This is a genomic window from Sorangium sp. So ce124 (assembly GCF_051525235.1).
GTDB lineage: Bacteria > Myxococcota_A > Polyangia > Polyangiales > Polyangiaceae > Sorangium > Sorangium atrum.
The window spans coordinates 5036609-5056841 of sequence record NZ_CP150312.1 but is presented as its reverse complement, the minus strand read 5'-3'; the positions used below and the strand labels follow the sequence as shown (position 1 = coordinate 5056841).

Below are 20233 nucleotides of genomic sequence, written 5' to 3'. Positions count from 1 at the left end.
GATTTTGTGCCAGAAGGGGGGTCCGGGACCCTCCGGACCGCAATCCATTGCGCTTGTCCGGGTCCCGGACCCCTCCAGGGCGCAGTCCACTGCGCTTGCCCGGGTCCCGGACCCCCTCCGGGCGCAGTCCACTGCGCCCTGTGCCTGCCCGGGTTCGGGACCCCTTCCGGCCCGCGATCCGGCGCCTGCGCCGGGGCACGGCCTCCTCCGCCGTTTGCGGCACGTATCCTCTCGACGGCGCAGCGCACATCCGTCGGCTTCTTCCGCTCTCGACCTCGACGCCGAGCTCGGCGACTGGAGCTGCGCCCGCCGGAGCCGCCCCGCGCCCTTGACCCTCGCGCCCCCGGGCGACGATGATCCCGGATGACCAGCGATGATCCGCACCCTCTGGATCGAATCCTTCAAAGCCTTTCTGGACGACCCAGGGCGCACCGCGCCGGGGATCCCGCTCCAGCCGTTCACGGTCCTTGTCGGCCCGAATGGATCGGGCAAGTCGACGATCCTCCAGGCGATCGACACGCTCGGCTGGTTGTCTGCGGGCACCATCAAGGAGATGCTCGATGCCCATAGCTGGGAGTACGCCGATCTCGCGCACCTGCGCGCCGAGCGCTCACAGATCTCGATGCGGGCAGAGATCGATCTGCCGAATGCGGCCCGAGTACAGTGGCACCTGACCCTGGGCTCACGGCGCGCCCCCGGCGTCGCGTCGGAGTGGATCAAGAGAGCCGAAGAGGATGCCTGGCGGTCCGTTCTCCTCCGGAGCGGTAGAAACGTCGCGCAATTTCCGGAGCTCGCCGACGCCGGCGAGGAGAAGACGACGCTGTCGCTCCCCTCCTCCTGGCTCTCCACGATCGACCTCAAGGCCGATCGCGCTCGCTTCCCTACCCTCGTCGCGCTGGCGCAGTGGGCGCGGCGCATCCGGGCCTATTACTTCCTCGATCCGGTCGCCCTCCGGGCGTCGTCCCGCGGCAAGGGCGAGAAATTCGACGAGCTCGGCCTCCACGGCGAAAACTTCGCCTCGTTTCTCGGGCGCATCAAGGCCCGACCCAAGGACTTCGCGCGGCTCATCGAGCGCGTCCGCGCCCACTACCCGCGCCTCGTCGATATCCACGTCCGGCGCAAGAGCTACGGCTGGACTCACCTCGAGATCACAGAGAAGTGGAACGGCGAACAGGCGACCTTCAACGCCCGCCAGGTGAGCGACGGCCTACTCCGCCTCATCGCCGTGGCCGCCATGCACGAGATGCGCGAGCCGCCCAGCGTGCTGCTCCTCGACGAGATCGAGAACGGCCTGCACCCGCGCCTCCTCGGCGGCCTGGTGGCCATGCTGGAGGAGCTTACCAGGACAGGGCTGACCCAGGTGATCGTCACGACCCACAGCCCCATCACCATCAACTACGTCTCGTCTCCCGAGTCCGTGCTCCTGGTCACCCGCGGCAAGGGCGGCGGCGTGCAGGTGACCCCGATGAACGAGACCAAGAGTTTTCAGGAGCTGCGGGAGCACTTCGAGCTCGGGGAGCTCTGGTACAACGCGGGCGAGGAGCGGCTGGTGCCGGGGAAAAAGGGACGATGAGCGGGCGCAAGAAGGCTGCGTACACCGTGTTCATCGCAGCCGAGGGACCTTCGGAGCTGGGCGAGCTCGCCGGGGCCCCACAGTGGCGCTCGCCCGGGACGCCGCGCGAAGGCTACTTCCAGCCCACGCTCCGCAAGCTGCTGGGCGAGGACGTGGCGTTCGAAGGGCAGAAGATCACACTGCTCGGCCGGTTCGACGCGAAGCAGAAGCTCAAGGGACACGCCGATCGAGCGGCCAAGGCCCTCCGCCTCGCGAGCACGCTCGTCGAGGGCTGCCGTGTCCTGGTGTTTGCGCACGACGTCGACAAGGTATCCGGCGAGAAGCGGAACGCCACCGAGCGCGCCCGCCGGGTGAAGGCGCTGCACGAGGAGATCGAGGCAGGCTTCGCGGCCGTGGACGGCGCCGAGCATGTGCTGCGGGTGAAGGCGACGCCGCTTCGGATGATCGAGGCGTGGGCGCTCGGTGACGCGGCGGCGGTGCAGGCAGTCGCGGGGAAAGACGGCGACCCGGCGGCCATCCCGAGGCATCCGGAGGAGACGTGGGGCGACGAGCGCGACCGCGCTTCGGGGCACCCGAAATGCGTGCTCCGGCGCGCGCTGGGCCGCGAGCCGACGCCGGAAGACTTCGCCGAGGTGGCCCGAGGGGCCGACATCGATGTGCTGCGGGCGTCGTGCCCGGCGAGCTTCGCGCCGTTCGCGGATGAGGCCGAGAGAGCGGGGAAGGAGGCTCGGGCGGCTGGGATGCTCGAGCAGTAGCGATCAGCATCGATGAGCAAGAGCCGAAATGATCCTATGAACAGCCAGGCCACCCCCGACGGCTCGCGGGGCTGCTTCTCCTGGACTGGCTCTCCGGCTTCTACGAGCGCGCCCGCGGGGGCAAGCACGGCCTGGTGGTGCTCGCGGTGCCCGGCGGCATCCACGAGGACCGGGTGTGCCTCAACGAGAAGTACAACCTGCCGTACACGCCCGACATGGCTGCGGTGTACCTGGAGACGTCGTGATCACCCGCATCTACATCGACAACTTCCGCACGCTCGTCAATTTCGAATGGAAGCCGGGGAAGCTCGCGCTGCTGCTCGGCGAGAACGGGTCCGGCAAGTCCTCGGTGATCGATGCCTTGTGGGGCATCCGCGCGCTGGTCGCGGAGCAGGGTGAGCTCCGGCGCTGGTTTCCCGGTGTCTCTCGCGCGCGGTGGGAGAAGAGGTTCGACCTGAGCATCGAGCTCGACGTGCAGATCGAGCAGCAGGCTTATACCTACAAGCTGACGATCGAACACAGCCCACACGAACCGAACAAGAGCCGCGTGAAACACGAAACCCTCCAGCTGGGGGACCGGCTCCTCATGGATTTCGCCATGGGGGAACTGCAGCTCTTCGATGACGACGGCGCCCGCGGCCCCCGCGTCAACGGTGACTGGGCCCGCTCCGGGCTGGGCGCCATCGCGGCCGGAAAGGACAACAAGCACCTCACGGCGTTCAAGCGATGGCTGCGTGACGATCTGTGGTTTCTTCGACCGGATCCGCGCGCGATGTCCTCACGCACGGACGAAGAGGCGGACGAGCTCACCCCGGACCTGTCCAACTTCGCTTCCTGGCTTCCTCGATGGATAGCACAGGATTTCAGCGGGGCGATGCACGCCACCCAGGCTCTCCAGCAGGTGCTGGATGGCTTCCAGGCGCTGCAAGTCAGTCGAACGGCGCCGAAGCTCGAGGCGACCTTCCTTCTGGAGGACAGCAGCCCGTACGTGGTGGACTTCTCCGAGCTCTCCGAGGGGCAGCGGCAGCTCTGCAGCCTGTACTTCCTGAGACACGCCGTCCTGCAGCCGGGCAGGCTCGTCATCTTCGATGAGCCCGACAATTACGTCGCGCTTCGAGAGGTCCAGCCCTGGCTGAGCGAGGTGCTCGAGCTCTCGTTGTCGGCGAGCGGGCCGCAAGTATGGTTCATCAGCCACCACCCGGAGCTGCTCAACCAGCTCGCTCCGTCGCACGGGACGAGGTTCTTCCGCGGTCGAGGGCCCACGCGCGTCGCGCCGTTCGCCGGCGCCGAAGGATTGACTGCTGCCGAGACGGTCGCGCGCGGGTGGGACGGTGAGTGATCCCGCGCAGTTCGGCTGGTGCCGAAGCGCAACATCGAGACATGGATCTACGCGCTGGACATGTCGCGGTCTGTTCCTGAAGGGCAGCCGCTCGATGAGGTCGAGGCGTACCCCAAACTCCCTTTCGAGAGCGAATGCGCCGGCGCTGCCGAGGCGTTTGCGGACCACGCTCGCCTGAGCACCGTTCCGCAGAGGGCGGGTTCGGTCCCGTCGCTGCTCGACGGCATCGCCGAGTTCCGGAGGCTCCCGTGAAACCCGAGACCTGCAGCGCGCGGCTGAAGGATCTGCAGAAGCTTCAAGAGGCGATGGTGGCCGCGCAGATCGAGGTGGTGCGGCGCTATCCGGCCATCTCCGGGAAGCTCGCTCGCCTGCACGCCGAGGCCGAGGTCGGCGGGCGGCTCGACGATTTCGTGGGCACCGCCGTGCGCAAGAGCACCGTGCTCTTCCTCCTGCGCACGGTGTTCGTGCGGGTGCTCGAGGACCTTGGTATCCTCGGCGTGAAGCGCCTCGTCGACGACTGGGGGTTCGCGGCGTTCCGCGAGGTCGCGCCGACGCTGGGTTCCTGATCGGAGCGTTCCACCGTACCCGTCCAGTAAAGGACGTCTTGTTCCTCTGTTGCTGGCGGACGCATGGTGCGACCGCACCATGCGTTGCGGGTCAAGAGCAAATGGCAGCGAGAGCGACGGCTCGACGACCGAATCGGCGAGCGGCGACCGGCGGCGACTGGCGCGAAGCAGCTGGAGCGAGGCCGCCTGCGCTCGGCGCGGGTGCCGGCAGTGAACGGTGAACGCTGCCGATCATGGGGCCGCGGTCTTCACCGATCGGACGCGGGACGCGATGATCACCGACATTCCAGAGCTTCCTCTGCGCAGCTTCGGTCCGCAGCTCGGACTCCGGAGGCGTTGCGCAGCCAGGAGAGGAAGTCGAGGTAGTCTCTTCGCCACTTCGCCCACCCGGCAGGTGGGGTGAAGCCCTTCCAGACGGTGGTGAGCTGTTCGTCGGTCAGCATGACGATGCGCGGCGATGGTAGCGGACCGTGGAAAGGTCACGCAAGATCCCGGACCTATCCGAGACGCTGCGCTTGCCGAGATGGATCACGCCCCCAGCCGCCACCTGTCGAGCGGAAGGAGCAGCTTCTCGTTGATGGCACCCTCGTCCCCGAGCGCGGCGAAATTCAGATCGAAGTAACGATACGCGTATTCATCTCCGCCGACCCTGACCTTGTGCTCGGCCCCATTCTTCCTGTTGGCGGAGCGCGAGAGCTGGCTCCAGGCGGAGCTCCAATCGGGCTTCTTGGCTCGTGTGCGGTGCAAGCCGATCCGGAGCTCGGAGGCCGCCATCTCGGCGGGCTTGAGGCTGGCAGGGTCAGGTTCGCCGTCGCAGGAGTCATCGTATCCCGTATCCGCGATGGCATGGATGTGGACCTTGCAATGAGCTCCGTTGCCAGATGCCTGCCAGACGCACTCGACCTGGTAGGCCGGCGTCAGGTCCCATGCCCAGTGTTCAGGCCGGAAGAACGGCTTCGTCGACTGGGGGAGCCTCGCGACGTTGATGGGAGCCCATCGTTCGAATTCGAAGCCCCGCTCGGCTAGAAATTCGTCTGTCAGTTGCAGCAGATCGCACAGCCGCCGATGGTAGGCGTGCAGGAGCCTGTACGCGCGACGCACATCGACGAGCGCCCCAGCCAGATCGACGTTCTTCTCGCTCACCGGATCCTCCACCGCTGGATCATGCACACCGAGCCTTCGCTCCCGAGTCGTTCTGTGGCCGTCGGCAACGACGAGAACCAGGTTTTCCTACGATACCCCCACGCTTCGAGCGCCGCAGCCATGTCGCGCAGGATCGCCGCTTGCGGTGATGCGCGCGCCGAGGCCTCGATCGGATAGAGCACCTCGCGCAGATCCTCCCATCGGATCGTGAGCACCCCGGCGACATCGCTCGCGACCTCGCGCCGAACACGAGCAAGGTAGGCATGCCCCTCCTGCATCACGAGCCCTCCCACCGCGATGAGCCATAGCTGCTTCTTTGAGTGCGCTGGAGTCGCCCGCGCCGCGCGAATCTGCTCCACCCACTGTGCCGGGTCCTGGAATCCTCGATGCTTGGCCTCGATCAGGAGCAGCGTGTCGCCCCACGAGACGAGCACATCGGGCTCGACCCGCACCTTGTTCCGCCCTCCATCGCCTGGCCGGAGGCTGGGCCAGAACGACCACGAGGGCACCTCTACGGGAGGGATCGCGGGCATCGGCGGACCATCGCCCAGGGGCTTGCTCGCGCCACGCAGGATGGTCCACGCGAGCTCGGCCGGCAGGTACTCCAGCCGCTCGAACACCATCGACGTGAGCGGGTCCTCGAGCTCCGTCAGCCCGTCCGCCGCCGTCTCCTGGGTGTTTCCCTCCTCCAGCGTGTCTCCGTCGCTTTCCTCGTCGACGCCGACCGCCACCCGGCCGAGCTTCCCGTGCAGGAGCGCCTTCAGCATGCACGACGAGGCTACAGTCTTGCTGTGCCCGCTGTCATGCGTGACAGCGTGCTCGCCACCTACGCCGTGCCATCGCACGTGCCTCGTGGTCGTCGCCGAGCATGCGCTCCTCCGGGGGGCGTCGGGACGGCCTCGGGCTTCTTCGCGCCGGGTGGAGCCAGAGAGGAGGTGCGTGCCGTGTGGTACGATGGCGAACCGAACCTACATCGGCGACCCAGAGACCTCCTCCTTTCGCGGCTGCGAACCGGCACGGCCATGCACGAGCCCTATGCCCCGGCGGGCGAGCGGCCCCCGACCCGCTCACGCCTCATGAGCCCGGTTTTCACCCTGCCACCGTGCCGCGGGCGGAAGCATGGTTCTCCTGCGGCCGGCCCTCACGGACGGCCGCCATCCCAGAGAACCGAAAGGAAGCGCCCATGTCCAAGAGTAAGCCCACCCCAACGATCAGCGGTCCGTCACCAAGAATCCCACCAGCGACGCCTACCGGGCCGACCGGGACAACAGGATCGCCCAGGGCCACCCCAACCCGCCGCCCCCTCCTGCGCCGCAGCCCGAGGCGTCGCAGCCCACGAAGAGATGATGGCCGCGGAGGCGCCCTCGTGCTCCATGCCGGGGCGCCTCCCTGGTTCTCGAAGTCGCGACCTATGTCCAAGGCCAAAGCGATGAACCCCCCTGTCATCCCCGGGCCCTTGCCGATGCGCGGGGGCCTCCTAGCCCTGCTGGCCTCGGCCTTCCGGCTGCGCGAGCGCATCCAGGATCGGCCTGGCGGCATGTCCACGACCACCGCCAAGCGCGTCCTCGGAGACGAGCCGCAGGTTCGCTCCGAAAAGCGGGCCGCCCTTGTCCGCGTGCTGCTCGAAGCCCTCTTCACCCCTGACTACCTCGCCGCGCGAGGTCTCACGAGGAAAGAGATATACATCCACAATGAGCTCGTGGCCGCCGCACTGGAAGATGTGCTCGATCGATGGGACGAGCTCGCACGGCTGTTGAATCCCAGCGCGCTCCCGGCCGACTCCTTCTTCTTCTCGTCGCTCCTGCAATCCACCGGGCTGCTCGCGGACGTCCTCGTACGGTGCGCCGCGTACCTCGTCCTATACCGAGACATACATTCCGTTCTCGAGGCGATCCCGGCGTGGTACCAGCAACCTGGTCTCCAAGGCGTTTACGACGATCTGGTCCGCCGGGCGCGCAGAGGCGTCCCATCCCAGGAACGCCTCCGCCGAGACACCCGCCTGGACAAGCGCACCTTGCAGGCCATTCGGAGGGGCACGGGCGAGCTGCCCCAGGGCGAAACCCTCGTGCAGCTCGCCAGCGCGTTCGCGACGTACGACGTGGCGAGCCACACCGGCGGCCGGCTATCAGCCGCCGAGATCGAGCTCGAGCTACGCGTTGCCTGTGCCGTCGCCCGCGTGCGCGCTCACGCACAGACCGATCCATCGCTGAGCGTCATCCTCGGCGAGCACTTCGCGCACCTCCGGCGGCTGCGCTCAGAGCTGCGAGCATATACACGCGACGAGCTTGCGGTGATCGTCGTTCGAGGCATGCGTTCGCCGTATGCCGATGCGCTACGGCGCGTCGCCCAGACGCACGCAATCGAAAGCATCTTCAGCTTGGTCATGCAGGAAGAACAGCGTGCAGCGCGCATCCATGCTCTCATCAACACGCAACCCGAAAAGGCGATGCGTGAGATAGCCGCAGAGATGTCGGACATGGCGCAGCGGGTACGACGCGATCTGGAGCAGCACGAATTCCTGGAGACGTCCAAGGTACCACGGCTGCTGGTACGGATCCTGGAACAGGGCACCGCACTCGTCACCGAGCTCACCAAGTCGCCGGCGGAGCGTTCTACGGCGACGGAGGCAGCCTTCAGGAGCTTGTACGAGAGCAACGATGAGCTCGAGGCGGAGTCGCTGGTTCTTCGAGCGCTTGCTCCGTGGGAGCACCTCACCGCGGCTGCGCGCGAGGCGCTCCTCCGCGAGGCGGTCGCGCGTTCGCCCTCTTCTGTGTTCGCTCGTGGCTATCTGGCCGACCATCTTGTTCGCCACGGCAGGATCGACGAGGCCATCGCGCACCTCTACGCTATCCTGGGCGAGAGACCAGACGATCACGAGACTCGGGAGCACTTGGCCCTGCTGCTGGTCGAAGCAGCGCCTCGCGAAGCGCTCGCCGAGGCCGAGGCCGCGCTTGAGCATGGTGGCCGGACAGCCGCGTCCCACTATGTACACGGCGAGTGTCTCATCAAGCTCAACCGTCCATCTGACGCCGAAGCTTCTTTTCAGCGAGCATTGAAGATGAACCCCCATCACTCCCCGTCCCTGGACGGCTTGTCGAGGTGCCGCCGCGCCCTGGGCGACGAGCGCGAAGCGCGCAGGCTGGAGCAACAAGCGGCCTTCTACGGCGGCGCAGCAGGGGGATTTTACCAATCAATAGCACATCGAGACCACAAGACGCCCGCCACGGTCTCGAAGGAGGGCGGCCCCTCTTGACTCAGCCAAGAACGAAGATCCTTGCCCACTTCGGCCGGGTGACGACGATCGTTGAGCTCGTCCGCCAGGGGGCCATGTGCGCCCGGACTGGGCCGCCGCACGAGCAGCCGCCGGGTCCGGCTTCGCGAGCCCTTCAACAGCGAACCCATGGCCTCATCAGGCCCGAGCTCGTCGTGCCGGGCCCGGAGCCACGCGGCCACCAGGGTGGGTAGATCGAGTACCCGACTCGCGACCCAACACCTCGCGCGATCCCCTGATATGCTCCGGCCCCTTGAGGCCGTTGCCCGCGCTCGGGCACCGCCGGAGGCAGGAATGCCCGCGAGACGATCGCTCAAAGCGCCCGACACCACCGCTACCCTTCAGTCCTTCGGCCCCCCCGCGGATCCATCGACGCCCACCGTCCCCTCGGTCCTCGCCGTCATCTCCGCAGGACGGCTCCTCGACCTCTGCCGGCTGCTCGGCTGCGACGTGCGCGACATCGTCGGCAACAAGGACCGCCTCGCCTCCAGGCTCTCCGAGCACCTGGGCGGGCGGCTCCCTACCCTTCTCCGTGAGCTCGGGCGCGACGAGCTCCGCGCCGTCTGCCGCCGGCACTGCCTCGATCCATCCGCCCGGGCGCGCGGTGATCTCCAGGCGCTCGTGCTCGAGGCCGCCGGGTTCGATCCGCGTGCGGCGACGGTACGGCCGCCCGCTGCCAGCGCGGACAGCCTGCCGGCCAAGGGCCAGATCGTGCACGCCCGGCACCGCCAGTGGCTCGTCGACGACGTCGTCCTGGGCGCGGGGGATGAGTCACCGCTTGTCCGCCTCGTCTGCCTGGACGACGACGATCCCGGACGCCAGCTCGACGTGCTCTGGAACCTCGAGCTCGGCGCGCGCGTCGTCGAGCCGGAGACCCACGGCCTCGGCGACGCCTCGCGGCTCGATCCCCCCGCGCACTTCGGCGCCTACCTGCACGCCCTCAAGTGGAGCGCGGTGAGCGCCGCGGACGCCACCCGCTTCCAGTCCCCCTTCCGGGCGGGCATCAAGCTGATGGCCCACCAGCTCACGCCGCTCATGAAGGCGCTGGAGCTGCCGCGGGCCAACCTGTTCATCGCCGACGACGTCGGCCTCGGCAAGACCATCGAGGCGGGCCTCGTGCTCCAGGAGCTGCTCCTGCGCCAGCAGGCGAGCTTCGTCCTCGTCGTGTGCCCCGCCTCGGTCTGCCTCCAATGGCAGGGCGAGATGCAGCGCCGCTTCGGCCTGCGCTTCGAGGTCATGACCCGGCAGTTCGTCGCCTACAGGCGGCAGGAGCACGGGTTCGGTATCAACCCCTGGAGCACCCACAACCGCTTCATCGTCTCGCACGCCCTCCTGCGCCGGAGCGAGTACCGCGAGCCGCTCCTTCACCACCTCGGCGAGCGGGCACGCAAGGGCCTGCTCATCCTCGACGAGGCCCACGTCGCCGCACCGGCCTCCGCCAGCAAGTACGCGACCGACACGGACATCACGCGCACGATCCGCGACCTTGCCCCCCGCTTCGACAACCGCATGTTCCTCAGCGCCACGCCGCACAACGGCCACTCGAACAGCTTCAGCGCGCTGCTCGAGATCCTCGACCCGGTGCGCTTCACGCGCGGCGTCCCGGTCGAGGGGAAGAAGGATCTCGATCCGGTCATGGTGCGCCGGCTCAAGCGCGATCTCCGCCAGCTCGGCGTCGAGCGGTTTCCCCGCCGCCTCCTCGTTCAGCTCGCCCTCTCGAACCGCGGCGGGACGTGGCGCCTCGAGCGGACGAGCTACGACGCCGAGACCGGGGAGGAGAGCAAGACGGTGGCGAGCGACATCGGCCAGGGGCAGCCGATCGAGCTCTCGCTCAGCGAGAAGCTCCAGCGTTACATGGAGCTCTGCGCGCCGGAGTCCGGGCAGGGCCGGCTCCCGTTCATCCACATGCAGCAGCGGCTCCTCTCGAGCCCCGAGGCGTTCGCGCGCACGCTCGAGGTCCATGCGCAGGGCCTCGCGAAGAAGGGCGGCCCGGTCGCCGCGCCGCAGCAGCAGAAGCTCTCCCTCAAGGCGCGGGCGGCCAGAGGCTCGGCCGCGACCGACGTCGAGGCCGACCCGGAGACGCACGGCCTCTCCGACGACGCGCTCGCCGAGGAGAGCGACGCGGCCGTCCGTCGCGCCAGCGCGGCGCTCCCTAGCCCGACCGACGAGGCCCGCGCGCTCCTCGCCGAGATGCGCGCGCTCGCCGAGAAGGCCCGCGGGGAGCCCGACGCCCGGTCGCTGGCGCTGCTCGGCTGGATGCGGGAGCACCTGTGCCCGGCCATCGGCCTCGGCGCGGACGCGCGCGCGAGCCGCGCCTGGACGCCGCGCCGGGTCATCCTCTTCACCGAGTACGCCGACACGAAGCGCTACCTCGTCGAGCTCCTCACCGCGGCGGTCGCGCACACCGACGAGGGCGACCAGCGGATCATGCAGTTCCACGGCGGCATGGGCGACGACGCCCGCGACGAGGTGCAGCGGGCGTTCAACAGCGCGCCCGACGAGCACCCCGTGCGCATCCTGGTCGCGACCGACGCCGCGCGCGAGGGCGTCAACCTGCAGGCGCACTGCGCCGACCTCTTCCACATCGACATTCCCTGGAACCCGGGCCGCATGGAGCAGCGCAACGGCCGCATCGACCGCACGCTCCAGCCGGCCGCGGAGGTCCGCTGTCACTACTTCGTCTACCCGCAGCGGAGCGAGGATCAGGTGCTCGAGACCGTCGTGCGCAAGATCGCCACGGTGCAGCGCGAGCTCGGCTCCCTCGGGGCGGTGCTGCTCGGCCAGATCGAGGCGGCGCTCGCGAACGGCATCACGCGCAAGGCGCGCGCCAGTGTGGAGAAGGTCGGATCCGACACGAAGACCGCCACGGTCGACGCCGAGCTCGAGGCGCGGCGCACCGATCTGGAGGCCGTGCGCGCCGAGGTCGAGCGCGCCGGCCGGCGCCTGGAGAGCTCCCGGCGCACGCTCGAGGTGGAGCCCGAGTCGCTGCGGGGCGTCGTCGAGATCGGGCTGCGGCTCGCGGGCGCCTCGTCGCTGAAGGACGCGGGCAAGACCAGCGACGGCCGCGCGACGTACGAGCTGCCGGCGCTCGACCGCTCCTGGGAGGCGACGCTCGACACGCTGAGGCCGCCCCGCGCGCGCACCGAGGACTTCTGGGAGTGGCGTCAGAAACCTCCGCGGCCGGTGACCTTCCACCCGCTGGCGAGCCTCTCCGAGGGGGCCGAGCAGATCCACCTCGCGCACCCGCTCGTGAAGCGCATCCTCGATCGCTTCCTCGCGCAGGGCTTCGGCGCGCACGACCTCACCCGGGTGAGCGCCGTGGTCGCGCCGGGCGAGAGCGTCGTACGCGTGATCGGGTTCGCCCGCCTCACGCTCTTCGGCATCGGGGCGGCGAGGCTCCACGACCAGCTCGTCCCGGTCGCGGCCGCGTGGTCCGGCGAGGCGAGCGATATCAAGCCGTACAAGGACCGCGCCACGTCGGTGAACGCGATCACCTCGACCGAGCGGCTCCTGGCGGGCTCGGGCCACGCGCCCAGCGCGACGATCGGAAAGCGCATCCAGCAGCACGCCGACGCGCTCTTTCGGGCCCTCTGGCCGCACCTGGAGGCCGAGGCCGACGCGCTGGCGGTCGAGGCGCGCCAGGGCCTCGCCGAGCGCGCGCGGCGCGAGGTCGACGACCTGCGCGGCCTGCTCGCACGGCAGCGTACGGCGATCGACAAGGCGGAGGCACGCCTCCGCCAGCCGGACCTCTTCAACCTGCAGGACAAGGAGCAGAAGCGCCAGGTGGACCTCGATCTCCGGCACCTCGAGCGGCGGCGCGCGGCGGCCGCGGGCGAGATGGAGTCCGAGCCGGCCGCGATCGAGGCGCTCTACGACGTTCGCATGTCGCGCCTCACGCCGGTGGGGCTCGTCGTCGCATGGCCGGAGTCGATGACATGAAGGATCGCGACGTTCTCTTTCACAAGAAGTGGCTCGGCCTCGCGCAGCCCATCGAGGGCCTCGTCTTCAGCGTGCCCGCGCTCGCCGACGCGCAGATCGCCCCCGAGGAGCGGCCGGAGCTCTCGGCGGCCTTCGAGGCGCAGCTCACGGGCGATCCGCCGCGCATCCGGAGCCTCGAGGCGTTCTTCCGCGACTTCCTCGGCTACGCGTCGCCGGCGATGCTGGTGCCGCGCGCCGAGCTGCCGGCCGACCTGTCGTTCTACGCCGCCGAGGGCGGGCAGGAGATCCGGCCGAGCTTCGCCCTCGGCCGCGGCCCGTTCGCCGCCGACGACCCGTTCGCCGCGTTCGACGAGGCGCCGAGCGCCTCGCAGGGCGGGGCGGCGAGCGACGGCGGGTCGCGGGCCTCCTCGGAGCCCGCCGCGCAGCCGGGCGCCTCCGACGCGAAGAAGCCGTGGTTCGCGCTCCTGTGGGACCTCACCGAGACCGGCGCCGGCCTCGACCTCGACGAGCCGGAGAGCGAGACCGGGCCGTGGCGCTACCCGCCGACGGCGAAGCTCGAGCGCCTCCTTCGGCACGCCGGCGTCCCCGTCGGTTTCCTCTTCAACGGCGCGCACCTGCGCCTCGTCTACGCGCCGGCCGGCGAGTCGGCGGCGCACCTCACGTTCCGGGTCGAGCACCTGCGCGGCTCGGAGGGCCGCCCGCTCCTCACGGCGCTCGACCTGCTGCTCCACGCGCGGCGGGCGTACAGCGCCTCGCCCGAGCACACGCTCGAGGGGCTGCTCGCCGAGAGCCGGCGCCGGCAGGCCGACGTCACCGAGGAGCTGGCGAAGCAGGTCTTCGAGGCGGTCGAGACCCTCGTCGCCGGCTTCGAGGCCGCGGCCGCGCGCGACTACGGGCGCGACCAGCTCGACTGGCTGAGGGCGGCGATCGAGGCCGAGGGCGACCACTTCTACCAGGGCGTGCTCTCGGTCGTGCTGCGGCTCGTCTTCCTGCTCTACGCGGAGGACCAGGCGCTCCTGCCGGTGGAGCACCGCACGTACGCCGAGCACCTGAGCCTCGGCGGCCTGTACGCGCGGCTCAGCCACGACGCCGGCGCCCACCCCGAGAGCATGCACCACCGCTTCGGCGCGTACGGGCAGCTCCTTGCGCTCTTCCGGGCCGTCTTCTTCGGCGTGAAGCACGGCACGATCGAGCTCCCGCCGCGGCGAGGCCGCCTGTTCGACCCGAACACGTACCCGTTCCTCGAGGGCGGTTTGCCGGGCTGGACGGCCGCGGTGACCGACCCGGGGGCGCGCGCGCAGGCGCGGCCGCCGAGCATCGACGACGGCACGGTCTACAAGGTGCTGCACCGGCTGGTTGTCTTTGGCGGGCAGCGGCTCAGCTACCGCACGCTGGACGTCGAGCAGATCGGCAGCGTCTACGAGTCGTTGATGGGCTACCACGTGCTCCGGATCGAGAGCCCCGCGGTGCGGCTCGGCAAGTTCGGCGTATGGGCCGAGACCCGGGCCCTCCGCGCGATGAGCCCGACCGACCGGGCGCGCTTTCTCAAGGAGACCTGCGGCCTGAATCCGGGGCCGGTCCAGGCGATCGAGAAGGCGGTGAAGGAGGCCGGCACGGAGGACGGCGCGCTCGTGGAGGCGCTTGCTGCGCAAGCGGGCGTCCGTCGTGGCGATGAGAGCCGCCATCGCGCAAGTACCGGCCGGCTGGTGCTGCAGCCCGGCGAGGAGCGCCGCCGTACCGGCAGCCACTACACGCCGCGCTCGCTCACCGAGAAGGTCGTGCGGCGCACGGTGGAGCCGCTCCTCGCGTGCCTGGGCGAGGCGCGCACGCCGGAGCAGATCCTCCAGCTCAAGATCTGCGACCCGGCCATGGGTTCCGGGGCGTTCCTGGTCGCCGCGTGCCGTGAGCTGGCCGGGGAGATCGTCGCCGCCTGGACGCGGCAGGGCGAGCTCGCACGCGTCATCGAGCAGCACGGCGATGCGCACCTCCACGCGCGGCGGCTCGTGGCGCAGCAGTGCCTTTATGGCGTCGACAAGAACGCTGCGGCCGTCGAGCTGGCGAAGCTGTCGCTGTGGCTGGTGACGTTGAGCCGTACGCTGCCGTTCACATTCGTGGATCACGCGCTACGGCATGGAGACAGCCTCGTAGGGCTCGACTTCAGGCAGATCGAGGCATTCCACTGGGCGCCTTCGGGACAGACGGAGACGGTCCGGGTGCTGTTGCGGGACGCGCTCGACCAGGCGGTGGAGCTGCGGCAGCAGATTCTAGCACTGGCCGATCACGAGGATCCGGTTTCGCAGGGCGAGAAGCGGCGCCTGTTCGAGTTCTCGCAGCAGGCGATCGAGCGGGTGCGGGTCGTGGCGGATGCGTGCGTGGGGGCGTTCTTCGCCGAGACGAAGGACGCGGCGCGGGAGAAGGAGCGGAAGCGAAGGCTTGCGCTGGTGGAAACGTGGCTCGGGCGGGAGAGAGGCGCGCTGGACGAGATGCGCGCGGAGAAAGAGCGGGCGGCGGACCTCGCGGCGGCAACGGCGGCGCGCGAGGAGCTGGAGGCGCTTTCGGCCGAGGCGCGCGACAAGCTTCCGCCGTTCCATTGGTGGATCGAGTTCCCCGAGGTGTTCTTCGAGGAGCGGCCGGACCCCCTGCAAAGGGGCGAGGTCACCGGCGCCGTGCTGATGGAGGGAGTTGTCGGAAATCCGCCGTTCGGCGGCAAGAATAACATTATCGACGGAAATCCAGGCGGCTACCTCGACTGGCTCAAATGCGTCTCCCCGGCTGCACACGGCAACAGCGACCTATCAGCACATTTTTTCCGCCGTGGGGCGACCCTCCTCGGCGAGAACGGGACATTCGGTCTCATCGCGACCAACACGATAGCGCAGGGCGACACACGCACCACCGGGCTCGCCGAGCTAGTACGCCGCAACTGGACACTCTACGACGCAACGGACTCAATGCCGTGGCCCGGTGCTGCGGCGGTGACGGTGTCACTTGTGCACGGAGCGCACGGTCGCGCGATACCGCATGCTCGACCAGCACTCAATGGGACGCCCGTTCCGGTCATCAACTCGCGCTTGCGACCCAAACCCGAGCGTCTCGATCCGGAAGCACTGAGCGCAAACGCCAACAGTAGCTTCCAGGGCAGCATCGTACTTGGCATGGGGTTCATACTTACACCGGCCGAACGAGATGCCCTCGTAAAGAAGAGCCCGAAGAACGCTGAACGCATTTTCCCTTACCTCGGCGGTGAAGAGCTCAACACCAGCCCCACCCAGTCGATCGATCGACATGTCATTAGCTTCGGGCAGATGGAGCTTGCGGAGGCGGAGCGATGGCCAGATCTCATCCGCATCGTGCGCGAGAAAGTAAAGCCCGAGCGGGATAAAAACAACCGCGAGGTCCGACGCAAATACTGGTGGCGCTTCGGCGAGACGGCCCCTGCGCTCTACGCGACCATCGCCCCGCTCGACCGATGCCTGGCAACGTCCGGCATAAGCAAACACCGGGTATTCGCACTCGTCCCGTCGACTTGGATCTTCAGCCATAATCTTTACGTTTTTCCGCTACAGGACTTCAGCACATTTGCGGTGCTTCAATCTCGCACTCACATTCCTTGGGCATCCCTACTCTCTTCTGGCCTCGAAGACCGCGGCGGCTATCGCCCCTCCGACTGCTTCGAAACCTTCCCCTTTCCAAGATCCGACCCGCGAACGGTCATCCCCGAGCTTGGGTTAGTCGGAGAGCACCTCTATGACACCCGGGCTCGTTTCATGATCGACACCAACCAGGGTCTCACGAAGATCTACAACGCGATTAAGGACCCGGCCTGCAACGATCAGCGCATCCTCGAACTGCGCCGCCTCCACGAGGAGATGGACCGCGCCGTCCTCGCCGCCTACGGATGGAGCGACATCGCCGTGCCGCCCTACTGTCCCCTGACGCATACGGACTGCGAGGCGCTCCAGGCGTTCGAGGACGAGGTCATCGACCGCCTCTACGTGCTGAACGCCGAGCGCGCGCGCGAGGAGCAGCGGCTCGGACTCGCAGGCAAGAAGAAGGGCCGCGCGGCGAGAGACGACGACGACGCGAACGATGCGCCGAAGGAAGTCTCGGCAGAGAAGAAGCCGGGCAAGGGCAAGAAACCTGCGACCGCGCAGGGAAAGCTCTTCTGAACCGAGCCTGCGCGCATGCTCCAGCTACGATCTCCCATGCTTCGGTGGCCATTGACCCTTGAGAATGGCCGGCACGCCTTCTGGCCACAGGAGCGCGTCCTCGAACTTGATCCCACCTTCCTCCGGATCCCCGTACGCATCCCACCCGCAGGCGGGTGGCTTGATGCCTTCATGCTCCATGAGAGCCCGCGAAATCTCGATGACCTCCTGAGGCGGCTCAGATTGTGTCCATGACTCGAAGAGCTCCCGCAGCCGTGTCGCGAGTGGCAGGCGGCGTTCGTAGTGCACCGGCTGAAACTGCGGCGCCATATAGTGAGCCCCCTTCGTCACGTACGCAATATAGATATCCAGCAAGCGCAGAATGTGCTCGCGTGGCGGCACACGGCTGAACGTCCGGTAGACACGCGGGGCAGCAAACGCCGACAGCCAGTAGATGACATTGATGACATCCGTCGTGTCCTCGATGTCCTCTCTTCCCTCGCCGCTCGTAAATGTGAGGGTGTTCCCGTCCTCGAACGTGACTTTCATTGCTCCTCCCTCACCAGTACGTACACTGACGTTTTCCGGGACCCCAGCCGTTCGTGATCAGAATGTAGGCTCCAGCAACGAGGCTACCGTGCCTGAGGCAGCCGTAGGCGCACCATGACTTGAAAAGGAGGTTCCCGAGCCCCCACGGGCACCAGGGACATTCACCTGTTCCACAGTGTGTCACCATGCAGAACGCCTGCTCGCCGCTGCTCAACGGACATTCGGTCGTCTGAGGGCACCCATACGGCTCATTGAAGCACGCGAAATCGGGGTAGATGCCGTCGGTCGAGGCCAGCGTGGTCGCCTCGGGCGTCTCGATCCAGAGGCGCGCCGAGTCCCACCCGGCCGGTGCGTGCTGCTCGATCAGCGCGTCGAGCGCCTCGAAATCGAGCGCCGCTGGATCGACGACCCGCGTTTCCACGAGGCTCGCAACCATCACCGCCGCGTAGGAAGTCGCCATCGTTTTGAGCGCGACCTCTTGGGGGTCGATGCTCATGAGCTCGTCGTAGGCTGCCTCGGCCTCGGCCGACATCATCTCGCTCTCCTGATCGTCCTCCACGTCGTCGTCCGTCTCGCTGGCGTCGTCGGGGTGCGCCGGCGGCGGGTGCTCCGCGGATTCGTTCTCGATCTCGTCTCCATCGGATGGACGTAGATGGATCGTGCACGCCGGAACCAGCACAGCGACCATGCCCCCCGTCAACACGAGCGCACCCACGCGACGCATCCATGCCTGCATGATGCCCTCCTTGACGCGGCGCACCGTACGCAGGCTCGCCGGCGACGTCCATGCGGCCGTCGCAGGGTGTGAACGTAGGGGCATGCCTGACCCTTTCCCTTCGCGAGGTCGACCAACCCGTGACCGCGCACGGAGAGCTCTCCTGAGCCGAGCCTGCGCGCGTGCTTGGCGACCTCGACCGCGCCCTCCGGGCTCGCCACGCGTTCGTTCTCCGGTATAGGGTCACGCCGTCCGCACCATGAAGATCACCCGCCTCTCCCTCCGCGACTTCCGGGGCTTCAGGAGCCTCGACCTCGATTTTTCGCCGGACGTCACCGCGCTCGTCGGCGTCAACGGCGCTGGCAAGACCTCGATCCTCGACGCGCTCGCGCTCCTGCTCTCGTGCCTCGTGGAGAGCATCCGCTCGGGAGAGCCCGAAACCATCGCGCCAAGTGCGAGCGACGTCCGGGTTGGAGCGTCGACGGCGCAGCTCTCGCTGACCGCGGACATCAGTGTGCAGCCTACCCACTGGAGCATCGCGAAGACGCTGCCGGGGCACCCACCTGGAGCGTCGAGCGCGCTCGACGCGCTGCATGAGCCCGTCGCGGCCGCGCAGACCACGATCGCGCTCGGCTCCCCTTTCCTCCCGCTCGTCGTCTACTTCCCCACGAACCGGAGCGCGCTCGATATCCCGGAGCGGATCCGCACCCCCCACGCCTTCGATGCGCTGAGCGCCTACGACGGCGCACTCGAGGGCGGGGCGAGCAACTTCCGGGGCTTCTTCGAATGGTTTCGCCAGGAAGAAGACATCCTCAACGAGCAGCAGGTCCTCGAGATCTTGCACGAGGAGCAAGGCCTCGACGGTTCCTCCACGCCGTCGCCGTTGCCGGTCGTCCGCAGGGCGATCGAGGCGCTCCTGCCCGGCGCGCGTAGGGTCCGTATCGAGCGTCGGCCGCAACGCATGACCGTCGAGCTGAACGGCACGCGCCTCGACGTCGCCCAGCTCTCGGACGGCGAGAAGTGTCTCCTCGCCATGGCGGGGGACCTCGCGCGGCGTATGGCGCTCGCGGCGCCGACGCTAGAGAACCCGCTCGAGCACCCCGCGGTCGTCCTGATCGACGAGATCGAGCTCCACCTCCATCCTGGGCTCCAGCGGGTGATCCTGCCGCGGCTCCAGAAGGTGTTCCCGCGGGCCCAGTTCATCATCACCACGCACTCTCCCCAGGTGCTCTCCTCGCTGCACGCGGCGAACGTCCGCGTCCTGGAGCGCTTCGAGCTCCGAACGCTCGACCGCGGCACCTGGCGGCGCGACACAAACCGCATCCTGGAGGCGGCCTTCGGCGATCCAGGGCGGCCTCCCGAGGTGGCGGCCAAGCTGAACCTGTTGCGCGACGCCGTCGATGCCGACCGCTACGACGAAGCGCGCCAGCTCATCCGTGAGCTGTCCACCATGATCGAGGGGGACGACCCCGACGTCTTCTTCTACCAGCAGCTCCTGCCGCCTGAAGACACCACCGAGGCCGCTTCGTGAGGCACATCGTGAAGGGCGCCGAGCCGGCGACGGTCACGGAGACACGCACCGCATCGACGACCGACCTCTCCACGGTGGCTCGGGCTCGCACAGCGTTCGATCAGATCGACAAGGGTCGCGTGCGCGCCAATCTCGCGCACGAGCAGGGCTGGCTCTGCGCCTTCTGCATGCGCCGTATCGCCCCTGACGCCGCCGACGCTCGTGGTGAGCGCACGATGAAGATCGCCCACCGCACGCCGATAGACGTCGATCCAGCGCAGGCCCTCTCGTGGAGGAACCTCCTGGGCTCATGCGACGGCGGGCAGCGCTCGGGATGGCGGACGAGGAGCTGCGACGCCGCGCAGGGATCGACGGCGTTGACCGTCGACCCGACGGTGCAAGCCTCCTGCATTCAGCTTCGGTACGAGCGCCGCGACACCCACGAGGGGCTCTTCATCACATCGGATCACCCCGCTCTCAGCGCCGATGTCGACCAGACGCTCGGCCTGAACTCTGGAGACCTCCCCCTGCTGCGGGAGCAGGCGTGGAAGGCCTTTTGCGCGCTCCAGCAGAAGCACGCGCCGAAGCAGTACGGCCGCCCCGCGCGGGCCGCGTTCTTCCAGACGTGGATGAAGCAGCAGCCCGCGCGCCTCCCCGAGATGCTCGGCGTCATCGAGGAGCGCATCCGGTGAGCACGCCAAAGGGTTGCCTTCACGCCGGCATGG

Annotated in this window: 14 protein-coding genes; 10 read left to right on the top strand and 4 right to left on the bottom strand. The window is 68.4% G+C overall.

Going from position 1 to position 20233, the window contains the following annotated elements:
* The first annotated feature begins 373 nt into the window (after nucleotides 1-373).
* The 5 genes from WMF19_RS18925 to WMF19_RS18905 all read left to right on the top strand — a co-directional run bounded on the left by WMF19_RS18925 (nucleotide 374) and on the right by WMF19_RS18905 (nucleotide 4233).
* Entirely contained in the window at nucleotides 374-1573 is a 1200-nt protein-coding gene (locus WMF19_RS18925) for an AAA family ATPase (RefSeq protein WP_437900374.1), read from the top strand.
* Entirely contained in the window at nucleotides 1570-2328 is a 759-nt protein-coding gene (locus tag WMF19_RS18920; RefSeq protein ID WP_437900373.1) for a hypothetical protein, read from the top strand. The genes WMF19_RS18925 and WMF19_RS18920 overlap by 4 nt, the downstream gene beginning before the upstream one ends.
* A gap of 241 nt (nucleotides 2329-2569) precedes the next feature.
* Nucleotides 2570-3667, top strand: a complete 1098-nt coding sequence (locus WMF19_RS18915; protein WP_437900372.1) for an AAA family ATPase — start codon at nucleotides 2570-2572, stop codon at nucleotides 3665-3667.
* Between the two features lie 18 nt (nucleotides 3668-3685).
* Entirely contained in the window at nucleotides 3686-3919 is a 234-nt protein-coding gene (locus WMF19_RS18910; RefSeq protein WP_437900371.1) for a hypothetical protein, read from the top strand.
* A complete protein-coding gene (locus WMF19_RS18905) occupies nucleotides 3916-4233 on the top strand; it encodes a hypothetical protein (RefSeq protein ID WP_437900370.1) in 318 nt (105 codons plus the stop codon). Before WMF19_RS18910 ends, WMF19_RS18905 begins: the two co-directional genes overlap by 4 nt.
* Before the next feature lie 528 nt (nucleotides 4234-4761).
* Here WMF19_RS18905 and WMF19_RS18900 read toward each other — a convergent pair.
* Both WMF19_RS18900 and WMF19_RS18895 read right to left on the bottom strand, forming a co-directional pair.
* Entirely contained in the window at nucleotides 4762-5376 is a 615-nt protein-coding gene (locus tag WMF19_RS18900) for a hypothetical protein (RefSeq protein ID WP_437900369.1), read from the bottom strand.
* The gene (locus WMF19_RS18895) at nucleotides 5373-6143 is read right to left on the bottom strand and encodes a hypothetical protein (protein WP_437900368.1); all 771 of its coding nucleotides are present in this window, start codon (nucleotides 6141-6143) and stop codon (nucleotides 5373-5375) included. The genes WMF19_RS18900 and WMF19_RS18895 overlap by 4 nt, the downstream gene beginning before the upstream one ends.
* Before the next feature lie 644 nt (nucleotides 6144-6787).
* On the opposite strand from WMF19_RS18895, the gene WMF19_RS18890 reads away from it, so the two are divergent.
* The 3 genes from WMF19_RS18890 to WMF19_RS18880 all read left to right on the top strand — a co-directional run bounded on the left by WMF19_RS18890 (nucleotide 6788) and on the right by WMF19_RS18880 (nucleotide 16755).
* Nucleotides 6788-8629, top strand: a complete 1842-nt coding sequence (locus WMF19_RS18890; RefSeq protein WP_437900367.1) for a tetratricopeptide repeat protein — start codon at nucleotides 6788-6790, stop codon at nucleotides 8627-8629.
* A gap of 312 nt (nucleotides 8630-8941) precedes the next feature.
* Complete coding sequence (drmD, locus tag WMF19_RS18885; RefSeq protein WP_437900366.1) at nucleotides 8942-12586, top strand: DISARM system SNF2-like helicase DrmD; 3645 nt, start codon at nucleotides 8942-8944, stop codon at nucleotides 12584-12586.
* Entirely contained in the window at nucleotides 12583-16755 is a 4173-nt protein-coding gene (locus tag WMF19_RS18880; RefSeq protein ID WP_437900365.1) for an Eco57I restriction-modification methylase domain-containing protein, read from the top strand. Before drmD ends, WMF19_RS18880 begins: the two co-directional genes overlap by 4 nt.
* Before the next feature lie 24 nt (nucleotides 16756-16779).
* Here WMF19_RS18880 and WMF19_RS18875 read toward each other — a convergent pair whose 3' ends face one another.
* Both WMF19_RS18875 and WMF19_RS18870 read right to left on the bottom strand, forming a co-directional pair.
* Nucleotides 16780-17283: a hypothetical protein gene (locus tag WMF19_RS18875; RefSeq protein WP_437900364.1), complete on the bottom strand. Its 504-nt coding sequence runs from the start codon at nucleotides 17281-17283 to the stop codon at nucleotides 16780-16782.
* A gap of 10 nt (nucleotides 17284-17293) precedes the next feature.
* Nucleotides 17294-18019, bottom strand: coding sequence for a hypothetical protein (locus WMF19_RS18870; RefSeq protein WP_437900363.1), 726 nt, complete (start codon nucleotides 18017-18019; stop codon nucleotides 17294-17296).
* A gap of 238 nt (nucleotides 18020-18257) precedes the next feature.
* Between WMF19_RS18870 and WMF19_RS18865 the strand changes: the two genes are divergently transcribed.
* Complete coding sequence (locus tag WMF19_RS18865) at nucleotides 18258-19529, top strand: AAA family ATPase (protein ID WP_437900362.1); 1272 nt, start codon at nucleotides 18258-18260, stop codon at nucleotides 19527-19529.
* The gene (locus WMF19_RS18860) at nucleotides 19526-20200 is read left to right on the top strand and encodes a hypothetical protein (protein ID WP_437900361.1); all 675 of its coding nucleotides are present in this window, start codon (nucleotides 19526-19528) and stop codon (nucleotides 20198-20200) included. The genes WMF19_RS18865 and WMF19_RS18860 overlap by 4 nt, the downstream gene beginning before the upstream one ends.
* Nucleotides 20201-20233: the final 33 nt, after the last annotated feature.

What these genes read in the sequence shown, in the direction of transcription:
- WMF19_RS18925 (WP_437900374.1), top strand. Translation starts at nt 374, where the DNA reads ATGATCCGCACCCTCTGGATCGAATCCTTCAAAGCCTTTCTGGACGAC.
- WMF19_RS18920 (WP_437900373.1), top strand. Translation starts at nt 1,570, where the DNA reads ATGAGCGGGCGCAAGAAGGCTGCGTACACCGTGTTCATCGCAGCCGAG.
- WMF19_RS18895 (WP_437900368.1), bottom strand. Translation starts at nt 6,143, where the DNA reads ATGCTGAAGGCGCTCCTGCACGGGAAGCTCGGCCGGGTGGCGGTCGGC.
- WMF19_RS18890 (WP_437900367.1), top strand. Translation starts at nt 6,788, where the DNA reads ATGTCCAAGGCCAAAGCGATGAACCCCCCTGTCATCCCCGGGCCCTTG.
- drmD (WP_437900366.1), top strand. Translation starts at nt 8,942, where the DNA reads ATGCCCGCGAGACGATCGCTCAAAGCGCCCGACACCACCGCTACCCTT.
- WMF19_RS18880 (WP_437900365.1), top strand. Translation starts at nt 12,583, where the DNA reads ATGAAGGATCGCGACGTTCTCTTTCACAAGAAGTGGCTCGGCCTCGCG.
- WMF19_RS18875 (WP_437900364.1), bottom strand. Translation starts at nt 17,283, where the DNA reads ATGAAAGTCACGTTCGAGGACGGGAACACCCTCACATTTACGAGCGGC.
- WMF19_RS18870 (WP_437900363.1), bottom strand. Translation starts at nt 18,019, where the DNA reads ATGCAGGCATGGATGCGTCGCGTGGGTGCGCTCGTGTTGACGGGGGGC.
- WMF19_RS18865 (WP_437900362.1), top strand. Translation starts at nt 18,258, where the DNA reads ATGAAGATCACCCGCCTCTCCCTCCGCGACTTCCGGGGCTTCAGGAGC.